Source organism: Lysobacter sp. Soil_C_59, assembly GCF_057656415.1.
Genome location: NZ_JBDGKK010000008.1, coordinates 160,641 through 179,095, shown reverse-complemented (window position 1 = coordinate 179,095; position 18,455 = coordinate 160,641). Strand labels below are relative to the sequence as shown.

The following is an 18,455-nucleotide window of genomic DNA, read 5'->3' as shown; positions in this document are numbered from 1 at the left end:
GCTCTAGGGACGAATCGTCAGTCGTGACTAGCCAATGGATCCCGTTAGTAGACATCAAGGAAGAGCAGGACCGCTTCATCCTCTATGCCGATATTCCCGGCGTGGACCCCAAGAACATCGATGTGCAGATGGATAGGGGATTGCTCACTATCAAAGGAGAGCGTACGAGCGAGATCGACGAAAGCGAACGCTTCTCCCGCATCGAGCGCCAACACGGCAGCTTCCACCGCCGTTTTGCCCTCCCCGATAGCGCGGACCCTGAAGGGATTACGGCGACCGGTCACAACGGCGTGTTGCAGATCATGATCCCGAAGCGTCCCGAGACCACCCCGCGCCGCATCCAGGTGGGATCAACCTTCAACAACTGATCTAGTAGCGCCCCGCAGAGGCGGGGCGCTTTCTTTTACCTCAATGTTGGTGGGAGCCTATGGACCGACTGACGGAGGAAGCGCTTTGCGATTTGCAGGCTCAGGTTCTTGTCCTTCGGATGGCACTACGGGCTTTGATTCGTACGCATCCCGATCCGGACGCCTGCTTGGCTGCATGGCGTACGACAGTTTCGGATATTGCGTCCGGTCCTGCGGTGTTGCCCGTGTACGCTCGTGGCAGCGAATACGTCACCGAGAGGTGCTTTGCGTTTGCTGAGGATTGGACAGCCGAGTTGGTCGAACACGCGGTTGCATGCAAGGGCAATTAGTGCGTCTCCATGCGCCAGGAGAGGCCGGATGACGGCGGGAATGTCCGCTTCTGGCCGTTAGCGGACGTTGATCTAGTCTTTGAACATTCGGGCGTGACGCCAAAGCCAGCGGTCCAGCTGATGCGGCGCAATCCATTCGCCGCCAGGTGCGACCAGTCGGGCGCCGGCCAGTCTCCAGCCGGCCCAAGGCCATTGAGGGCTTGATGGTTGTAGACAACTTGTTGATGGAGACGTGCCGCGCAATCGTTCGGGCAGGCTTTGCCTGGCCGCCAGCACGGCGGCCTCTGGTCAGTTGTCATCGGAGATCCAACTGGAATGGACCGGGAGCCATATATCGGCTCCCGGCTTTGTGACTGGATGGGATTAAGTCGCGGGGGGCGGGTCGGAAAGGACCTACAGGCCGGAAGATCTGGCGAATCTGGCGCATGAGCCACTTCGCATAATGCATATTATGTCAACTGTGCGGAAGGCGGCCAGAAGGCTGGCCTACAGGTCCTCGCGGGCTTTTCCTACATCAGCCCGCCCCGTCATGGCGGTTACCTATCCCTCTGTGAAATGGCAATCGGCACAGGGGGTGCCCGCATGAACTTCGACTTTGAAGACGACTGGTACGGATGGCGGCTGCGAGGCCGCCATCTCGTTTCTGACGACGGCCAACGCATGAGCATCGAGCGCCTACGGGGCCTAATGTGGCGAGACAAGATGGAACTGCGTCTTGCCGGGTATGCCAGCCGCCGCAAGGCAGAGGAAGCCCGCAAGGCATCCACTAAGTCCCAGATGGTCAAAGTCGTCGTGATCGACTTGGGCACATACCGACAACACGGCATCGCGGCGTCTTAGCGCCTGCGCCTCGGCAGAACTAAGCTCGGGGTGTTAAGTCAGTGCCGCCCTTGATGATCTCAATAATCTGAGACGGAGAATCCGTTGAGCCGTCCGCTTTCAGATATCCCGTTTGCGCGTGGCCAAAGATCGACCGAGTCGTCTCGAGCAGCACAGCATCGCGAATCGTAGGATTGTCGCTCGCATGCACAAATGCACGGAACGTTCCGAGCGCATGCGCTTTTCGCCTACTCACCACGGCCTGGTGCTTGTTCGCCTTGTAGTTTCCTGCGCACCAAGCAGTCGCCCCAAGGAGCAGCGCTAGGACAATCACCTTGGTCGTGGCGTATTGAACGATCTGAGCAGGCGAAACCGGAAGACTGAAGAAAAACGAAGCGACCGCGATACCAAGAGTAACTAAGGCCAAAGCACCCGACGCGGCGAGCCAATGCAGCGCGTCCGACTCTCGATCGATCGCATCCTGAGCGAAATCGTGAGCGAAATGCTCGACACCCTCTTTCGCTGCTGCTTCTCGAGCTGCACTGATCGTTTCGTCAAGCTCGGTGAGACGCTGCTTCAAGTGCTCGTCGAACTCGACTGACCGCACCTGCGTTGTCGCGACACTCTCAGATATGAACTTTAGATGCCTTGGGATTTCGCCCTGGACGTAGGCCAAATATGGAATCCACGAATGCAGGAGGTTCAAGAGCTCATGGGAAACTTGTCGGACCTCAACAACAAGCTGATCCCGTTCCGCAGTCGGCGTGGTTTGCCTTCCTTGGATGTTGAAGTTGCTAATCTTCTGCGCGACGGAAGCGGCGTTCTCAAAGGCGCGAATCACTTGCGGAAGCACAAAATCGGGAAGCTTCTGCAAAGGAAGGCTGGCGAGCACTGTTGCTAGCTCACAAATTGCATTCAGATCATCGCGTGCAGCGTCAAAGTTGATCGGCCCCCATTGATCCGGGCGCGTGGTGAACGAAGCCACGTTCATGCCAGCGAAAAGAAGGACCGCGTTGTTCAAGGAATTCAAACTAGGTGTGCTCACAGTGCCCTTCCCCTATAGATCTCGGCATCGCAGATAATTGCCTTCGCGGTCACGAAGCTGCTCCCAACCGTTCTCAAGTCGGCGCATCGCCAGCTGACCAATGCAGGCCACCCCCAACTGCTTCGATTCTTGGCTCCCGTGGGCAGGTAACGACACGACTTCACGGGAAGGCCGAGGCGTTCCAAACGCACGCGCTGTGTATCCGACGCCGAAGTCGTAATCGATCTGCTCGCAAAAGTGGAGCATTCGTGGATCGGCCTGCGTCATCGCCTTGCAGTCCATCTGCTTGGCGCTATGTGCCGCAGGCGTGCGTGGCTTTGGCGGGTCCGGGTACCTCTGCCTGGTTACGTGAACCTGTGCCGCCGCGCCGAACGTCCACAGCACCCCCAAAATAAGCAGTCCCCTTTGCATTACTTTGTCCCTCCCGCGAACTCAGACCAGCGTAACAAAAGCCGATCAAACGGAAGGGCGAATTTGTCGTGGTCGCTTCTTGGGCGCGTCCTACTCTCCGCGAGCTCTAATCCAAGAACGCCAGATGGATTCCTCAGCTGCCCCTGAGAGTACCCCTACTCCAGCAGCTACCACGGCGATTGCCACTGCGACGGACAGCACTGAACCGCTGCGCAGGTATGTAAGCAAAGCTTCCAATTTGGGCCCCCTCCCAGTTGGTGACTTTGATACTAACTGGACCAAGCCTAAAGTTGAAAGGCGCCAAGCGTCACCTAGGGGCGGTTCGGGGGGAGGCGGCGCCGATTTCGCCATATCCGCTCATTTGCGGGGCATTGATCGTTGCACCGGGGAGAGCAGTCTCCGTAGGGGGTACACCCCCTACACCCCCGCCCCGCTCCGCTTGGCGCTCCTGCCGCTCGGCCAGCCGTCGCAACTGGGTCGCATCGTCCAGGCGATTACGTTCGCCTTGCACCTCATCAAGGAACGGCTCGTACTGGCCATCGCGGGCGATCATCTGGCATCGGTTCTGCTCCACGACGTAACGAGTGCCCTGCTCTGTGAGGCACGTGCAGCTATCGCCACCATCGTGGCCCGAGGCCATGCAGAAGATGCGCGGCGGCTGCATCGGCAGGGTCAGCTTGTCGTAGGCCGGTGCGGTCCACGGCTGGCCACCAATGCGCGGCGTCAGCCACCCCACGTAGTCACTTTCTCGGTTTGGCACTTTCGGCGCTGCTGGGTCCGTCGCGGCGACCGTCGCTGGCGCTCCGTTCGCCGCTCCGTCCCTTGTCGCTTGAGCCGTGGCGTTCTGCGCCGTTCCGCCAAAGGAGGCTTCCACCTCCCGGAACTGGTACCACGCCCCCGCAGCGGTGGCCGGCAGGCCGACCAGGAGCGCGATGTAGTACCAAGGAATCTTTCGCTCTGTCGTGTCCAGGACCGTCGATTCGTACAGCCCCATCGGCCGCTTGGGCAGCTTCACCCGCTTGAGGATCAGCGGATGGCCCTTCTCAGGATTGCGTTCGAACCGGTCGAAGATCCGCAGGTGAGCGAACGGCAAGCCAAAGCGGCGGCGCACGTGGATATGCCGTTCGATCAGGTCGTGCACGAACTCATCGACCTGCTTGGCCGGCGACTGCGAGACGAAGATGAAATCCAAGCCCCGGTGGCGGTGCTTGGCCAGCTCGCGCACGTGGTCCGGGACCTTTGAACCGGGAGCGCGCTTGGGCAGCATGCCGTGCTCGTAGGCTTCATCAATGACGCACACAGCGCCATCGGGCAGGAAGTTCATCCAGTCGCAGAACTGCTCCGGGCTGATCGGCAGCACGCGGGCCTGATCGTGTTTGAAGCCGCGAACGTTGCCGACGTAGACCAGCCGGCCTTCGTCTCGGAAATTCAGGGCGTGATCGATCGCGTGTAGGGTTTTGCCGTGTCCTGGCTGACCCGTGTACCAATAGATCATGGCTGCTGCCCCGGCAACTGGTTGGCCACCGAGGTGGGCACGATGAACACCTTGGTTGCCAGCTTGATCGACAAGGCGCTGACGATCATGGTCATGAACACGTCCAGCCCGATAGCGCTGGCAAACTCGAGCACGACCGGTGGCAACGAGGCGGCGTACTGGGACAAGAAGCCTTTGAGGTCCGGAAGCAAGGCGCTCATCGAAATAACCGTCAGGCCGAACACGCCCAGCAGCTTGGCCACCAACAGGCCGATGCCATCGCGAAAGGCCGAGAACACAAAGCGGCCAACGGCCTTTGCCATATCGGCAATGAAGCTCAAGGGATTCATGGGCTACTCCATCAGCAGGCGAATGGCGATGAACGCGCCCATCAGCAGCAAGATGGCGCGGCACATCGAAACGAAGGGACACCACCACGACGCGGACGAAAGATCGACCTGGGCGAACTTCAGATCCACCACGCCCATGGCCGGGCAGCTGGAGCCGCCACCTAGGAAGCCGCCCGAGTCGAGGGCATCGGTGTTGATGAGCTTCCCGATCACACCGGGTTCCTCGTCGCCCTCCCCCGGCTCTGGCGTCTCGGTGCCGTTGGTTTCGGTCCAATCCGGGCGCTTGTTGCCGTTGGCGTCTTGGCCACAGATCGCGGCGCGCATAGCCCGCAGCTGGTGGGCGTTGGCGTTGTCGCCCTCCACCGTGTACGGCTGGGCGCAGTTGCCTACGTCACCAGTGACCTTCGCCGCGTTGCCGGCCTCCACGGCGCAGCGGGTGTGCCACGCCTGTGTGGCGACCATTCCCAACACCTGATCCCCGGTGACGATGGGCGGGGTCTTGCAGTCCCCTCCCCCGGTGGCCGTGCCTTTGTCGTCGCCCTCGCCGGACTGTCCGCTGCCGTCACCGGTGCCGGATTCGCCGCTGTCTTTTCCAGTGCCGCCACCGCTGGCGTTGGTGCCATTGGTTGTCGTGTAGTTGGTCGTCGTCGTGGTAATCGTCGTGCCACGGCTAGTGGTCGTATCCGTCACCGATTGGCCGGACTTCTGCAACGAATCGCCGGAGGGCAATTGCAGGTTCTGCGGTGGAACCTCGGTCGGACCGGCATTGCGCTTCTGCATGACCGGGCCGTCGGTCTTCTCACCGGTCTCACCGGGACGCCAGCAGTTCTGCCTGCCGTTGCTGGTGGTGTAGCACTGTTGCCCGTCCCGCTTCTGGCAGAACGTCTGGCCGCTGGAGTACGTCACGCACTCCTGCGGCGGCGGATTCGGTGTCAGCTTGTCCGGTGCCGGCTCGGGGTTCTCCGCTGATTTGCTGCACGACTCGCCGGTGTACTCAAACATTCCCGACACCAGTACACCGCCCTGGCCGTTGCGCGAGGTGGCGGAGGCGGCGTTGACTCGCATCTGGCAACCGACCGCAGGGCAATAGCTGCTACCGGTCATCGTGCGCTCTGCCCCACCAAGACCCGAGTTCAACGCCCGACACTTGCTGTCGTTCATGCAGGTGTTCGTGTCATACGGATCGAACTTGTATCCGCCCGGGCACCTGCACCCGCCGTCAGGATTGACCTCCTGCCCGCTCGGACAGTTGATGCCACCAATGAAACGGAAGCCCAGTTGCATGCCCCACGGGTTGCTGTTGATCTGGATTTCTTGGCCGATGAAATCGGCACCGATGACCCGGCAGCGGTAGGAGTACGTCGTGCCTCCGGAGCCGGTCGGCTGCGTCGCGATGTACGCCTGGCAGGCATTCATCGCCTGCGAGTACGTGCACTGATCTTCAAAGCCGTCGCATTGGTAATCGGCGCGGGCCTCGCCTGCGGGCCATAGGGTGAGAAGCGCGAGCAGTGCGAGCGCGTAGAGGTGGCGCATCACACCGCCTCGTAGGCGAGCCAGAACGCGCCGAGAATCGCAACGATGACGAAATAGCCCATATCCCTACCCTCCTAGAGAGAAGGGCCGCACGCGGCGGCCCTCCCTCCCCTGCCGTGGTGATCGATCAGCGGGCCTTCTTCACGTAAGCCCACAGCAGCAGCACGCCGACGATGGCGGCGAGGATCACGAGGATGCCGCTCACCTTGTCCTTGGCGTTGGTGACCTCGGACGTGATCGCGGCGCCCACGTCGGTGGCCTGTGCCCAGGCGGCGACGGAGAACAGCGAGGCGGTGATGGCGGTAGTGGCGGCGGCCACACGGCGGCGCAGGCTCTTGGCGCGGTCGCGGGCGCGCATGGCGGGGGACTGCGGATTCATTGCGTTCATGGTCTTCTCCTTTCGTGGTTGAGGGTTTCGACGCTATTGCTGCGCTGCCCGCCGATACAGGCGGAAGCACAGACCGACGGTCCAGACACTGACGATGGCGAGTGCCACCTGAGTGCCTTCGGCCAGCGTGAGCGTCGGCAACACTGGCTCGGGTTTCTCGACCCACACCGGCACCGCGCACGTCCCGTCGGCGGCGATATGCGCCACGTCGCAGGCTTGGACGTACACGGTGCCCATGGGTTATGCGGCCTTGGCCGGCGCGCTCTTGGCTTCGGCCACCAGCGGGCGAAGCGTCTTCTTGCGGGCAAGCTCCATGCGTCCGAACTGACCCGGAACGAGGTCGGCGCTCACGTCCCAGTAGAACTTCTCGCCGATCTTGTAGCCCTTGTTCGGATCGTCGTGCTCGATCTCGATCTGCATGCGCATCTGCTCGGTTTCCACCGATGCCAGCTGGCCGTGCACGGCCTTCGGGAAGCCCTTGACGGTGATGGTGCGGCTCTCGACGTTGCCGAGGATGGTGATGATGGGTGCGTTGATCAGGCTCATGTTTTCAGTCCTTGTCGTTGGTCGGTTTTCTGTCGGTCATCGGTGAATTTCAGGCGGACTGGTAGGGTCAAGCTAAGGACTGCGCCTCATCGGCCGCCCCCTCTTGGTGCCCTACCCGCGCGATGCTTGCATCAGTCCGCAGGTGCCCGGTTTGCTACAGCGGAACCCCGGACAGGTCCCTTTGCTCAGGTGCTACTGCGTAGTCCGGGCGCGGCGGTTGCCACGCCCCGAAGTTCGGGGAGAAGTCGACTTCGCCGTCTTTGACGACGTACTTGCTGACGTAGCTGGCGACGTCGTGCTGGCTGCGCGGTTGCTCGATCTGGTTGCGACCGAACTCGCGGTACCACCACTCGTGCCAGGCGTAGCGAGAGACAAGGTGGTTGAGGTCGCCAGTCGGCGCTGAGAGCAGCGCGTGGAAGTGCAGGCGCCCGTCTTTGTGGAACTCTTGCCCGCGGGCCCATTGGATGCCGCGGTGCCATCGAGTGCCCCATTTGGGGCCGTAGATTTCGCGATTGATGCAACTGACGAAGAAGCGAAACGCCTTGTCGGCTGCTTCAGGATGCATAGAACCGTTACTGCCGGTTCGATTGACCGCGACGATCTTCCCTGTCGCTTTGTCGGTGTAGAACTTGTCTCGCCGAAAAGTGAGAGTTGCGAAGCAATGTGCGGGGTATCGCCGGAGAAGCTCAGCCCACGCGTCGCGGACACGCGTATCCGCTGAACCGTGCAACTCCGGTTGATCCAGAAGTTCGACATGGCCGGATGACACGTCACGCCCGGTCGCTCAGGCCGCCGGCGGCGATGAAGTCATCGATGCCGCCGGTGAAGTGCGCGAACCGCCGATCCGTGGCAGCATTTGCGGCCATGACGCACAACGACGAACCCATCCTTGAACTGATCGGTGCGCTGGCCACCAGCCTCACCCGTGCGCTTGCCCTGTCGACGCCGGGACAGCTGAGGCGACTGGAGGACGAGATCTCCGAACTGCTCAGATTGGTCGAGGGGGATTCGGCCTCGGCAAACGCGTTCCGGTCCGTGCTGCGCGAGATTGCCGAACGGTTGGCATCCCTCTCGCCGCAGTAGCTCGCTGCAACGCGCTCCAGGAGCGCCCTCTCCCGGCTGGGCTGATTGGCCCGGTGGACCGCGAAGTCGGCGGCGCGTGTGTACAGCGCCCACCCTCGAAGCATGACCAACAGCAGCGCCACCTGGGCGGCGTTGATGAGCATTGCTGCGGCGAATTCCACTTCCATGTGCCCTGCCCCCTTACGGCTGGTTGCCGGGGACCTCGGCGGCGGGTCGTAGGGGGCTCCCCTTCCGCCGGGGCCTGTCCCCGGCGGGTCGGCCCTGTCCAGTGCTTACCGGACAGAGTGCATGTAAAGTGATTGACGGACATATGTCAAGAGGCTACCGGACATGAGTGCAATTTCAGATCTGCTGGACCGTGCGAAGCAGGCCAAGGCGATGCCATCGGACAACGCATTTGCCGTAGCCATGGGCTGGCGTCGCCAGGTGGTTAGCCAATGGCGCAGCGGTGATAGCTATCCGAGTGAAGACCACATCGCGCAGCTCGCGGAGCTTGCGCACGAAGATCCCGTGAAGTGGCTCGTCGCTGTGAAGGCCGAGCGGACGGAAGGTCCTGCTGGAAAGGCTTGGGCGCGACTCGCGCGTCAACTGGGGGCGGCGGCTGCCCTCGCCGTCGCCCTATTCCCAATTGGAAACGCGAACGCTGCGGCACTGAACTCTGCCGCGACTTCGGTAGCAATGCATATTATGTAAACAGACGTAGAGCCTGGCGGGCGCGGCTTTCTGACGCCTTGGCGCGGCGTTTCCCTGCAGGAGTCGCCCTGCTGCTGGCCGATATCACGGTGACTCTCCTCAATCCCCCGGGAGCGCCCGCATGAACAACGGCTTCGAAGACGACTGGTACGGATGGCGGCTGCGAGGCCGCCATCTCGTATCTGACGACGGCCAGCGCATGACAATCGACCGGCTGCGGGGCCTCTTGTGGGGCGACGGCCCTGGCAGCCAGGTACCACCTCGTTTGCCGGGATCAGCTTCCCTGCAAACTACAGTGCGGACCTCTGGATGGAACGTACACAGCGCTGTTCCGCGTCCGCGGCGATGTGAACCTCATGGTCGCATGGTCATCGCCTGGATCGAGCACGAGGGCGATGGGACCCTTCTCCAGCGGAATCACCAGAAAGACCAATCCATTCTTCACGAAATAGGTATTGGTGTGCGCGCGGCATCGGTCGTCGTACGTGGCAAACGTGCCGTCATTTCGGAAGGTGATGGAGTCCGGCGGTCCCTGATCTTCGTCGACTGTCTTGGTCCACGTCCCGACGAGCCACTCAGGAGCGGCGGGGCTTTCCGTCGCGCTTGCCATCCCGACAAGCACAAGGAACGGGGAGGCCAGCAATGTGAGGCGAGTACGATTGAGTCCTTTCATGGCAAAGATCAGATGTCCGCTTCAGGTCGAAAGCGGACGTTAGCACCGCCCCCTCGGTGGATCTAGCCGAGCGTCCGCTATCATCAGAAGCGACACTCATTGCACCCAGGCGGAGCTCCTGGGCGACAAGCGCCCAATTGCGATCGCAGCAACCGAATTCATGCATTTCGAAATCGACTTACCCATGGGTCGCAAGCGGAAATTAGCACCGGTCTTGGCCTCCGCCCTCCCCCAACGACCCTAAAGGCCCACGCCATTGTCACTGCCACGTTGGCCGTGCATATCTCAACATGGCTGCGGGCGGAGAGTGCGCACTCTTCGTGGCTCATAGCCTCGTGTTACTGGAGCCCAGCTCTTTCATGGTCATCGCTTGCTGCGGCGAGGAAATGATCGTAAGCGGTTGAGGTTGCGTTTCTGGATGCGATCTGGTCAACCAGCGAAGAGAATTCGTCCGTGTGCCAATCGTGTCGCGCCATCCACCACTCCAGGATGCCAGGACAGGAAATCAGATCGGCGATCATTCGCTCGATAACGTCCCAATGTGATCGCCCCAGCGTGCCATCCAGGTGGTAGTGATACATCTCATCGAAGTTCTTGAAATGCATGCCAAGGAATGAACCAAGTCTCACTCTCTCGGCTGGCCTTAGTTGGTGAAAACTCTTGAGTCCGCGTAGGTACAGATCGCAGAACTCCTCGCTGTCGACGAACGACTTCACGACAGCATTCCACTGGCCGACCAGAATGTTGACTGCCAACCGGCTGCGGTCACTGTTCTGACCTTTGATCTGCCTTGCAAGGTACAGGACAGACGTAACCACCCCGGCGGCAGCGGCAACCTGACTGATCGACGCGACAATGCTCAGGTCCATGGTGTCCTCGGCGCTTGGCACCGCTGCCGGCTTGCTAGTTTCGCCCGGTCAAGAATCGATCCAATCGAGCAAGCAGGATGGCGCGCATCTGGGGCATGACGTCTAGCGGGCGGCAGGAATGTGGCATTCACCATACGCGCGTTCGAACCGGCAAGGAGGCCATCTTTACGTCTCTTTACCTTCCTTGACACTCGTTCCTGCCCGCGCCGCACGCAGCGCGCTTCCGGCTTCACGGGAATTGATACCGATTGACTAGCGTCGGCACGTGCCTGGCGCCACGCTTGGTCTATCCAACAGGGAGTGTGCAAGATGAGGCGTCCCCGCCTCGAATCGGTCTTCGCCGGGAGGTTCCGGTGCCTTGTTGGTGGCAGCATGTTGATTCTTGCTCTTGCCATGGCCGACAGCGCCGGAGCGGCACGTTTCGGCGCCGCGCAAGAGTCCGTGACAGATGAGGATGACTTGGTTCTGGCTCGCGCGCAGGCGCAGCGGGCCCCACGGGCGAGATCGCGTTTGGCATCCAGGCTTTGGATGGATTGCGCACGGAACGCGCATGCGGCATTGCAGCGAGGCCAGAACACGGCGGAATCCCTGAGCCTGGCCAACACCTGTACGGGCCAGTGGCTCGTTGCGGCCCTTCGGGATCAGCCCAAGTGGCGCGCGGGGCCGACCCGCGTCCAGGGCAACTCCGTGCGGGTCGAATTTCGCGGCCTGTCTGCCTACGTGGGCAGTAGCTTGCGCATCGTCAAGGCATCAGAGGTTTCCATGCGCGTCTATGGCGGAACGCGCTTCTTGCGACCCGGACTGGGCATTCCCGTCGTGGTCGTGAGTCCGCGCTGTCGAGACAGGCCGCTGTGCAAGCTGCTGCCGTTCTCCGGCGTGTCTCGTACGGCGACCGCTTGGCTCGAATCCGACCCCGAGGCCGACGTGCGGCTGGTAGTTGCCGATCCCTTGCGAGTAACTTCGGTTGAGCTTGGAAGCACACAAGTGTCATTGGCCGAGGACACCTCTGCGGCCTACGCCCACGTAATGGGTTCGTCACCGATCGGTCGTTTGGGGCTGCTCGGCTTGATGGGCGGCCGTCAAGCCGGACGTCGCGCCGGCGTCTACCTGATGGAGGACTACGATCCGGAGAAGCGGCCGTTGATCCTGGTGCATGGTCTGGGTAGCAGTCCCTTAGCCTGGAGTCGTTTGACGAATGCGGTCTGGAGCGACCCGGAACTGCGCCGGCATTTCCAGGTTTGGTACCTCGTCTACTCGACCGACGATCCGCTCTTCGTCGCACGGCGCCGCATTGCGGGCTACCTGGACACGGCGTGGAACATTGTGGATCCAGAGGCAGTGGATCGTGCGCGACAAGGCATGGTGCTGATCGGACATAGCTTGGGCGGCGTTCTGTCGAGATTGCTCTGCGTAGAAACGGGCGACGCCCTGTGGTCAACGGCATTCTCGGTGCCACCGGAAGCCGTTCCGGGCGATGCGGCCGACATCGCTGCGATCGAGAGTCTCCTCGTGTTCTCGCCCTACCCCGGGGTCTCCCGTGCGATCTACCTCGCCGCCCCTCATCAAGGAAGCCCGCTCGCAGACCGGTGGTACGCGCGTTTCGTGAAAGGCCTCGCGGGCCGCGCGCCACAGGAGATCCAGGCGCTCAGTCGCATCGCCCGCGCGCACCCGGAGGTCGTCAGGCCCGAGGTCCTTGCCAGCTACCAGAGCGGCAGGATCACGAGCATCTCGACACTGCAGGCTGCACAGCCCGTCCGGCGGGCCAGCGAGCGGCTCTTGCCGGTACCCGGCATTTCCTATCACACGATCGCGGGGCGTTTGCCGTCGCATGCGCCCGAAGGTGATGGCGTTGTGCCACTGGCCAGTGCGGTCATTCCAGGCGCTACCTCGACCTTTGTGGTCGAATCCGGACATGACGTGTACTCCCATCCGGAGGCGATCGCAGAGATCATCCGGATCCTGCATCAAGATCTCAACGATGAATCGAGCATATCCGCCCGGGTCCCTTGAACGCAGCATCGTGCTACCGACTACCGCGCCTGGACTATTTCCTTGTGGACACGTCGTACACTGCGCGTAAGAGGGGCGTGTCATGGCCTTCGGTAAAACGCGCATATACGTCCTTCAGCTGCGCCCTTGCCTCGCTGGCATTCGCCGTCGCCGACCGGTCGGTGGCCATTGCAAGTTCTACCCTAACCTCCCAGCCGAGCGCCCCTTGCTGCCTTGCGATCTGCAGTGCCTCCGCCAGAAGTTCCTGCGCCTGCCCTTGCGCGATCTCGGGCTGGACCATCATCACTTCAGCCTTGGTCCTCATGAGGTCTGGAAGACTGAACACCGCGCCGGTGTCCTGGGCCAGCAAGATTGCCTCATCGATGAAAGACAGCGCTTCGGTTTCCTTTCCGTTTGTACGAAGGACCTCGGCCATCGCCTGCAGGGCATCGAAACGGAGGAACGCAACGCGAAGGCCTGGCAGGCACTTGCGTAACTCTGCTTCCGCCTCGACATAACGCCCGCGATGCTGGAGGAGAAGGCCCTTGACCATGTCAACGTTGTAGGGACGGGTGCCAACGCGATACTCAGTCGACACCGCCAGCACTTCTTGGATCAGTGCCTCCGCGGCGGCGTCAAGATCATTCATGAGAAATATTGGAAAACACATGTGGACGCAGCCGAACAATGTGGAGCGCTGCTCCCTCGCCTGTTCGATCGCCGCCCACGCTAGCTGCAAGGCTTGTTCGGGCAGGCCGAGCGCCCATTTGGTCCGCGCTACACCTATGTCGGCCATGATCTTGGTGCGGCTTTCGAAGTACTGCAGCGGTCGTAGACCCGATGCAGCGGTTAGCCGGGCTGTCTCGAACCATTCGACCGCGGGCATTAGCTTTCCGACGAAATGCAGGGAGGTTCCCATCATCCAGGCCGCAACCGTTCGGTCAGTTGCATCGCCTTCGCTCTCCGCCAGTACGACGTACCGCTCGGCGAGCCGCAATGATTCGTTGAAGCGACCTAGCCCCAGCATGGTCAGGTAGAGACCGCTGGAGAAATAGAGGGTCGAGCGGTCGTCGCCAAGGTTTCGACTCAGTGCCAATCCCCGGCGGAGCACGTACGTAACCTCGTCGCCGAAGCGCGCCATCAAGCCGTGCGTGACTGCAAGGGATTCCAGCAGGGTGAGCTCAGTCGCGGTCGACTGCAGTTGCTCGGGTAGCAGGCCAAGCGCCCGTTCGCAGCAACGCTCGCTTTCGTTCAGCAGTCGATGATGCAGCAATAATGGCGCGGCCAGCGCACTCATCTCCACGGCCAGCGTGTGGTCACCGGCCGAAAAGCACCAGTCCATGGCTGCGCGGACGTTGTCCAGGTCTTCGTCGCGCAGCTCGGTAGTGGCACTCGTCTGGGATCGCAACGTACCCTCGTGGGGCCGCAGTTGCTCGGCGTAGTAGGCCGCGTGCCGGCGCGCGGTTGTATCGCGGTCCATAGCGACGCCAAGTTTGGCTGCCGCATATGCGCGTGTCGTCTCCAGCAGTCTCAGACGCGTGCCCCCTCTCTCCCATCGCACCGTGACCAGCGACTTGTCCGCCAGGTCTGCAATTGCCGCAGCTGCCTGAGGGGAATCGAACTGGGTATCGCTGAGTACGCGAATCGCCGCGTCAATCGGGAAGCTGCCGGAGAACACCGAGAGTCGGTGCAAAGCCACGCGGTCACGCAGCGGAAGAAGATCGTAAGTCCAGTCCAGCATCGCCTCGACCGTCTGGTGCCGAGGTGCGGCGTCACGCCTTCCTCGCCAGTGCAAGGCAGACTCGCTCGCCAACAACTCCGACACGCCCTGCACGCCGAAGGTAGCGACGCGACTGGCCACCAGCTCTATCGCCAACGGGTTGCCGTCCATGCGTCGGCAGATCGCGGCGATACTGGCTGCGTTCTCGTCGTCGATAACCTCCCTCGCACCGCCCGCCTGCGCGCGTTCGACGAACAGCTGCACCGCAGGCCAGTCCCGGGTCTGCGCCGCCGTGAGCTTGCCGGTATTGGGCGGCGATGCCAGAGGCCGCAACAGGTAGACATGCTCGTCCGTCAAGCGCAGCGCCTCCCGGCTGGCACAGCAACGACACATTGCGGGTCTGTTCGCGAAGTTGCTTGCACAGCAGGGCGGTCGCCGCAACGACGTGCTCGCAGTTGTCGAGCACGAGCAGCATCGTGCGCGAACCCATGAACTCTGCCAGCCCGGCCACGCTGACGCTCCCGGAGGGCCGGAAGCCTACGGCCGAAGCCAGCGCTTCGAGCACCCGCTCGTCCCGCTTGACCAAGCTCAGGTCGACGAAAAATATCGCGTCGCCGAAGGACTCCAGCGCATGCGCGGCCAGAACGGCAACCGTGGTCTTGCCCGAGCCGCCGGGCCCCACCACGCTGACCAGCCGCCACTGTGCGACCAGTCGGGTCAATTCACCCACGCTCTCCTCACGCCCGATCGGCCGCTCCAGCGGCGCCGGCATGTGAGACAGGACACGTGGGCCCTGGGCCACCTCAGCCCCCTGCCCTGGCTCGCGAACCGCGCGGACAACCTCGGCGACAAAGCAGTACCCCCGCCTGGCGACGCTGGCGATATAGCGCGTCCCGTCCTTCCTCTCCCCCAGCGCCTTGCGCAGTTGAGCCACTTGTATCCGGACATTGGCCTCCTCTACCACCAGGCCGGGCCATGCGATGGCCATCAGTTCACGGTGGCCGAGCACCTTTCCTGAGGCTTCCACCAGCGCCACCAGGATGTCGAAGGCGCGACTGCCCACCGCCACGTCAGCACCACCCTTCTGCAGCGAACGCGCAGAGGGGTCAAGACTGAACGGTCCGAACTGGAAAGAGGCGCTCATCGCATGCAGTGTTCGCAACGGTGGCTCGTTGACACTATCGGCTTGTGCAGCAAAACCTGCTACGTACCAGGATGTCCGTCCTTCCAGTTTCCCACGCAGATCAAAGCTGAATGGCCATCGTGGTCATTCTCTGTAATGGAACGACGAAACTACGCGCTAGCGGTCAACCGCCAAACCGCGCTGCGCAGGACTTCACAACCTTTCACGCTGATTGACTGCGAACGCAATCGTCCGATGCTAACGTCACCTCACCTAGCGCGTCGTCTGCGTGCCGCGATCTTCCAAAGGCATCGATCGCAGCTGACTCGTACAACACATCGGCGAGAGCTCGACATGACCAACAACGCCCTTCTGATCGCCGTGCTTGCTTCGACACTCGGCGCGGTCACGCACCCGGCGCAGGCCGCCGAAGTCAAGAACATCGTCATCGTGCACGGAGCGTTCGCCGATTCGTCAGGTTGGCGCAAGACATCGGATCTGCTTGAACAGCAAGGCTTTCACGTTGCCCTGGTGCAGAACCCCATCACGTCGCTCGAAGACGATGTTGCAGCCACGCGTCGGGTGCTGGACATGCAGCAGGGTCCGAAGCTCCTGGTCGGGCACAGCTACGGTGGCATGGTGATAACCGAAGCGGGGAATCGGCCCGATGTCGTCGGTCTCGTTTATGTCGCGGCGTTCCAGCCCGACCAGGGTGAGAGCCTGATCACGTTGGCCACTTCCAAGCCCCCGGCGAGCTCGGGAGTAAAGCCGACCGCCGATGGCGAGTATCTGTACTTCGACCCGGCAGTCTTCCATGCCGACTTCGCAGCAGACCTCCCTGCCAGCGACGCATCCTTCATGGCGAGATCGCAGGTCCTTGCCTCGAAACGTGCCTTCACCACGGCGAACGTCAGCCCTGCGTGGCGCACGAAGAAGAGCTGGGCGATCGTCGCGACCAATGACCGCACGATCAACCCGGAGCTGGAGAGGCACATGGCGAAGCGGGCCGGCAGCAAGATCACCGAGATCCCGTCGAGTCATGCAGTGTTCCTGTCGCATCCGGAGCAAGTGGCGGAGTTGATCTCGAAGGCGGCGCGCGAGTCCGGCAAGGATTAGCCATCCCGCACCCATCCAGAGCCGCTGGCTACCGGGTCACCGACCGATGGAGCGCATCTCACGAGTCGATGTCCGCGCCGGGCTTTAGCGAGCCAAGCTCGCCACCTGGGGCCGGCTTGCATCATCCTTGGCGTCATCTGTGGTTATGGCTGGAGTCGCCTGAGCGATCAGGGTCGATCGGAAGTCAGGTGGCAACGCCGAGGCATCGATAACGACAAGACTGCCCGCTTCCGCCAGCAGCCCGATCACAATCTCTCCATCGACGCACGCGTAGCCGAGAGTTCCTTCCTGGATCGGGCGAACATGCAACTTCGGATGGGCCGGCACGGTGCGAACGGCGGCGCGTCCCGCTGGCGCAAAAGCCGTCGTCAAGACCAGGATAGCTTGCCCGATAACTGCGATTGCCTTACCTGAATCGAGCAAGGCATGCGGGTTCTCGTAAGCCGAGACGCCGAAAGGCGCCGCCGCCACTTCTGCCTTCCGGGCATCGGCGTCACTTCGATGGACCTCTGCGACGAAGCAATACCCTCGCGCAGCAACGCTTGAGATGTACTTCAGCCCATCCCGTCCGCACCCCAGCGCCCGGCGAATATTCGACACCTGAACGCGGACATTGGACTCCTCGACCACCAGGTCCGGCCAAGCCAACCCCATCAGTTCGCGATGCGTCAGCACCGTCCCGGCGCGCTCGACCAATGCCACGAGTATGTCCAAGGCACGACTTCCGAGCGGGACCTCGGCAGAGCCCTTCTTCAGGACGCGAAGACTCGGCTGCAAGCAGAAGGGACCGAATGTGAAGGCTTCGTACATAACCGACCCTCCTAAGACCACCAACTCGAGAGTGGAAGTGGTCTGTCATGTTGTCGCGCGCAAGCGTCAGGATCGTTCTACTCGAAACTCCGCAGGGCAGGAGGTCAAATAAGGTAAAAAACGGTAAGCAACCCTTCCTCCAGCGGCTCGCAGCTCCGTTGCGATTTGAGGGGAATGGCGAGCATCGACGCCCTTCGATATCGCCTTGTCCCCTTCACGATCTGGAGCAGTACTTCACAGCGTTTGACGGGCAGTTGCGTGCGTTCCGTGATACGAATTGATTCGTGATATCGCTTCCGCAGTTGTGGCAAGCGAGCGCACGGTCCTATGACGAATTCAGTTCCGGAGAGCCGCCATGAGCGTTAAGTACGTCCTCTGCATCTCCACGAACGCCGGCCTTATCGGTCCGCACAATCGAAAGACAGGCTTCTTCTTCCCTGAGATCGCCCATCCCTTCGAAGAGCTTGACAAGGCTGGTATCGCGATGGAGTTTGCGTCACCGCAGGGCGGAAAACCGCCCGAGGATGGCTTTGACGAGAAGGATCCGGTCCAGACCTGGTTCCTGGGCAGCGCTGCCTATCGGCGGCTCGCACATAGCAGGCCCCTGCGCGATGTCGACGTGCTCAACTACGATGCGATCTTCTTCCCGGGCGGCCTGGGTCCGATGGTCGACATCGCGACGGACACCGACGTCAAGAAGGCGGTGATCCGGGCCTGGAACGGCGGCAAGATCGTATCGGCTGTGTGTCATGGCCCCGTTGCATTCCTCGGTGTAACCCTGGATGACGGCACTCCGCTCATCCATGGACGAAAGCTCACATCGTTCTCGACTGCCGAAGAGAATGGTTACGCCGACCAGGATGTTCCGTTTGACCTCGAGACCGCCCTCCGGCGGGACGGTGCGCAGTACTCATCAGTCGCCCCATGGCAGCCCCACCTCGTAGTCGATGGGCGGCTCATCACGGGCCAGAATCCGGCTTCCGGCAGCCTGGTGGGCGAGGCACTGGCAAGAGCGCTCAAGGGTGCCTGAGGACTTCGATACCGCCACAACCAATGTGCGACAGTGAAGCGCTAGTGCGGGTGGAGCCCGTTCTCCACTTCGTCGATGAATGCGAC

Annotated in this window: 20 protein-coding genes; 6 read left to right on the top strand and 14 right to left on the bottom strand. The window is 61.9% G+C overall.

Features of this window, described 5'->3' with window-relative positions:
* The coding region (locus AC3A3Q_RS15220; RefSeq protein ID WP_487587044.1) for an Hsp20/alpha crystallin family protein at positions 1 to 368 on the top strand (368 nt) is incomplete at its 5' end.
* A 911-nt stretch (positions 369 to 1,279) separates the two neighbouring features.
* Positions 1,280 to 1,537 carry a DUF3653 domain-containing protein gene (locus AC3A3Q_RS15215; RefSeq protein WP_487587043.1) on the top strand — a complete coding sequence of 86 codons (258 nt, stop codon included), beginning with the start codon at positions 1,280 to 1,282 and terminating at the stop codon, positions 1,535 to 1,537.
* 19 nt (positions 1,538 to 1,556) lie between these two features.
* Here AC3A3Q_RS15215 and AC3A3Q_RS15210 read toward each other — a convergent pair whose 3' ends face one another.
* From AC3A3Q_RS15210 to AC3A3Q_RS15170, 9 genes are all read right to left on the bottom strand, one after another.
* The gene (locus AC3A3Q_RS15210; protein WP_487587042.1) at positions 1,557 to 2,537 is read right to left on the bottom strand and encodes a hypothetical protein; all 981 of its coding nucleotides are present in this window, start codon (positions 2,535 to 2,537) and stop codon (positions 1,557 to 1,559) included.
* A 742-nt stretch (positions 2,538 to 3,279) separates the two neighbouring features.
* Positions 3,280 to 4,467, bottom strand: coding sequence for a zonular occludens toxin domain-containing protein (locus AC3A3Q_RS15205; RefSeq protein ID WP_487587041.1), 1,188 nt, complete (start codon positions 4,465 to 4,467; stop codon positions 3,280 to 3,282).
* The gene (locus AC3A3Q_RS15200) at positions 4,464 to 4,796 is read right to left on the bottom strand and encodes a DUF2523 family protein (protein WP_487587040.1); all 333 of its coding nucleotides are present in this window, start codon (positions 4,794 to 4,796) and stop codon (positions 4,464 to 4,466) included. The genes AC3A3Q_RS15205 and AC3A3Q_RS15200 overlap by 4 nt, the downstream gene beginning before the upstream one ends.
* Positions 4,797 to 4,799: 3 nt before the next feature.
* On the bottom strand, positions 4,800 to 6,329 hold the full coding sequence (locus AC3A3Q_RS15195) for a hypothetical protein (RefSeq protein WP_487587039.1): 1,530 nt from the start codon (positions 6,327 to 6,329) through the stop codon (positions 4,800 to 4,802).
* 127 nt (positions 6,330 to 6,456) lie between these two features.
* Positions 6,457 to 6,717 (bottom strand): hypothetical protein, encoded by a 261-nt coding sequence (locus AC3A3Q_RS15190; RefSeq protein WP_487587038.1) that lies wholly within the window; start codon positions 6,715 to 6,717, stop codon positions 6,457 to 6,459.
* Between the two features lie 33 nt (positions 6,718 to 6,750).
* The gene (locus AC3A3Q_RS15185) at positions 6,751 to 6,954 is read right to left on the bottom strand and encodes a hypothetical protein (protein ID WP_487587037.1); all 204 of its coding nucleotides are present in this window, start codon (positions 6,952 to 6,954) and stop codon (positions 6,751 to 6,753) included.
* A gap of 3 nt (positions 6,955 to 6,957) precedes the next feature.
* Complete coding sequence (locus AC3A3Q_RS15180) at positions 6,958 to 7,263, bottom strand: hypothetical protein (RefSeq protein ID WP_487587036.1); 306 nt, start codon at positions 7,261 to 7,263, stop codon at positions 6,958 to 6,960.
* Between the two features lie 154 nt (positions 7,264 to 7,417).
* Positions 7,418 to 8,032, bottom strand: coding sequence for a rolling circle replication-associated protein (locus tag AC3A3Q_RS15175; protein ID WP_487587035.1), 615 nt, complete (start codon positions 8,030 to 8,032; stop codon positions 7,418 to 7,420).
* 1 nt (position 8,033) lies between these two features.
* Positions 8,034 to 8,513, bottom strand: coding sequence for a hypothetical protein (locus AC3A3Q_RS15170; protein WP_487587034.1), 480 nt, complete (start codon positions 8,511 to 8,513; stop codon positions 8,034 to 8,036).
* Positions 8,514 to 8,676: 163 nt separating this feature from the next.
* On the opposite strand from AC3A3Q_RS15170, the gene AC3A3Q_RS15165 reads away from it, so the two are divergent.
* Entirely contained in the window at positions 8,677 to 9,039 is a 363-nt protein-coding gene (locus tag AC3A3Q_RS15165) for a DUF3693 domain-containing protein (protein ID WP_487587033.1), read from the top strand.
* A gap of 274 nt (positions 9,040 to 9,313) precedes the next feature.
* Here AC3A3Q_RS15165 and AC3A3Q_RS15160 read toward each other — a convergent pair whose 3' ends face one another.
* Entirely contained in the window at positions 9,314 to 9,712 is a 399-nt protein-coding gene (locus tag AC3A3Q_RS15160; protein WP_487587032.1) for a hypothetical protein, read from the bottom strand.
* Positions 9,713 to 10,050: 338 nt separating this feature from the next.
* Entirely contained in the window at positions 10,051 to 10,581 is a 531-nt protein-coding gene (locus AC3A3Q_RS15155) for a hypothetical protein (RefSeq protein WP_487587031.1), read from the bottom strand.
* 372 nt (positions 10,582 to 10,953) lie between these two features.
* On the opposite strand from AC3A3Q_RS15155, the gene AC3A3Q_RS15150 reads away from it, so the two are divergent.
* Positions 10,954 to 12,591 (top strand): esterase/lipase family protein, encoded by a 1,638-nt coding sequence (locus tag AC3A3Q_RS15150; protein ID WP_487587030.1) that lies wholly within the window; start codon positions 10,954 to 10,956, stop codon positions 12,589 to 12,591.
* Between the two features lie 34 nt (positions 12,592 to 12,625).
* Here the strand turns inward: AC3A3Q_RS15150 and AC3A3Q_RS15145 are convergent, their stop codons facing one another.
* Together AC3A3Q_RS15145 and AC3A3Q_RS15140 are read right to left on the bottom strand one after the other, a co-directional pair.
* Positions 12,626 to 14,311: a winged helix-turn-helix domain-containing protein gene (locus tag AC3A3Q_RS15145; protein WP_487587047.1), complete on the bottom strand. Its 1,686-nt coding sequence runs from the start codon at positions 14,309 to 14,311 to the stop codon at positions 12,626 to 12,628.
* A 31-nt stretch (positions 14,312 to 14,342) separates the two neighbouring features.
* A complete protein-coding gene (locus AC3A3Q_RS15140; RefSeq protein ID WP_487587029.1) occupies positions 14,343 to 15,434 on the bottom strand; it encodes a winged helix-turn-helix domain-containing protein in 1,092 nt (363 codons plus the stop codon).
* A 333-nt stretch (positions 15,435 to 15,767) separates the two neighbouring features.
* On the opposite strand from AC3A3Q_RS15140, the gene AC3A3Q_RS15135 reads away from it, so the two are divergent.
* Complete coding sequence (locus tag AC3A3Q_RS15135) at positions 15,768 to 16,529, top strand: alpha/beta hydrolase (RefSeq protein WP_487587028.1); 762 nt, start codon at positions 15,768 to 15,770, stop codon at positions 16,527 to 16,529.
* Between the two features lie 84 nt (positions 16,530 to 16,613).
* On the opposite strand, the gene AC3A3Q_RS15130 is transcribed toward AC3A3Q_RS15135, so the two are convergent.
* A complete protein-coding gene (locus AC3A3Q_RS15130) occupies positions 16,614 to 17,339 on the bottom strand; it encodes a winged helix-turn-helix domain-containing protein (protein WP_487587027.1) in 726 nt (241 codons plus the stop codon).
* Between the two features lie 355 nt (positions 17,340 to 17,694).
* Between AC3A3Q_RS15130 and AC3A3Q_RS15125 the strand changes: the two genes are divergently transcribed.
* Positions 17,695 to 18,369 (top strand): type 1 glutamine amidotransferase domain-containing protein, encoded by a 675-nt coding sequence (locus AC3A3Q_RS15125; RefSeq protein ID WP_487587026.1) that lies wholly within the window; start codon positions 17,695 to 17,697, stop codon positions 18,367 to 18,369.
* Positions 18,370 to 18,455: the final 86 nt, after the last annotated feature.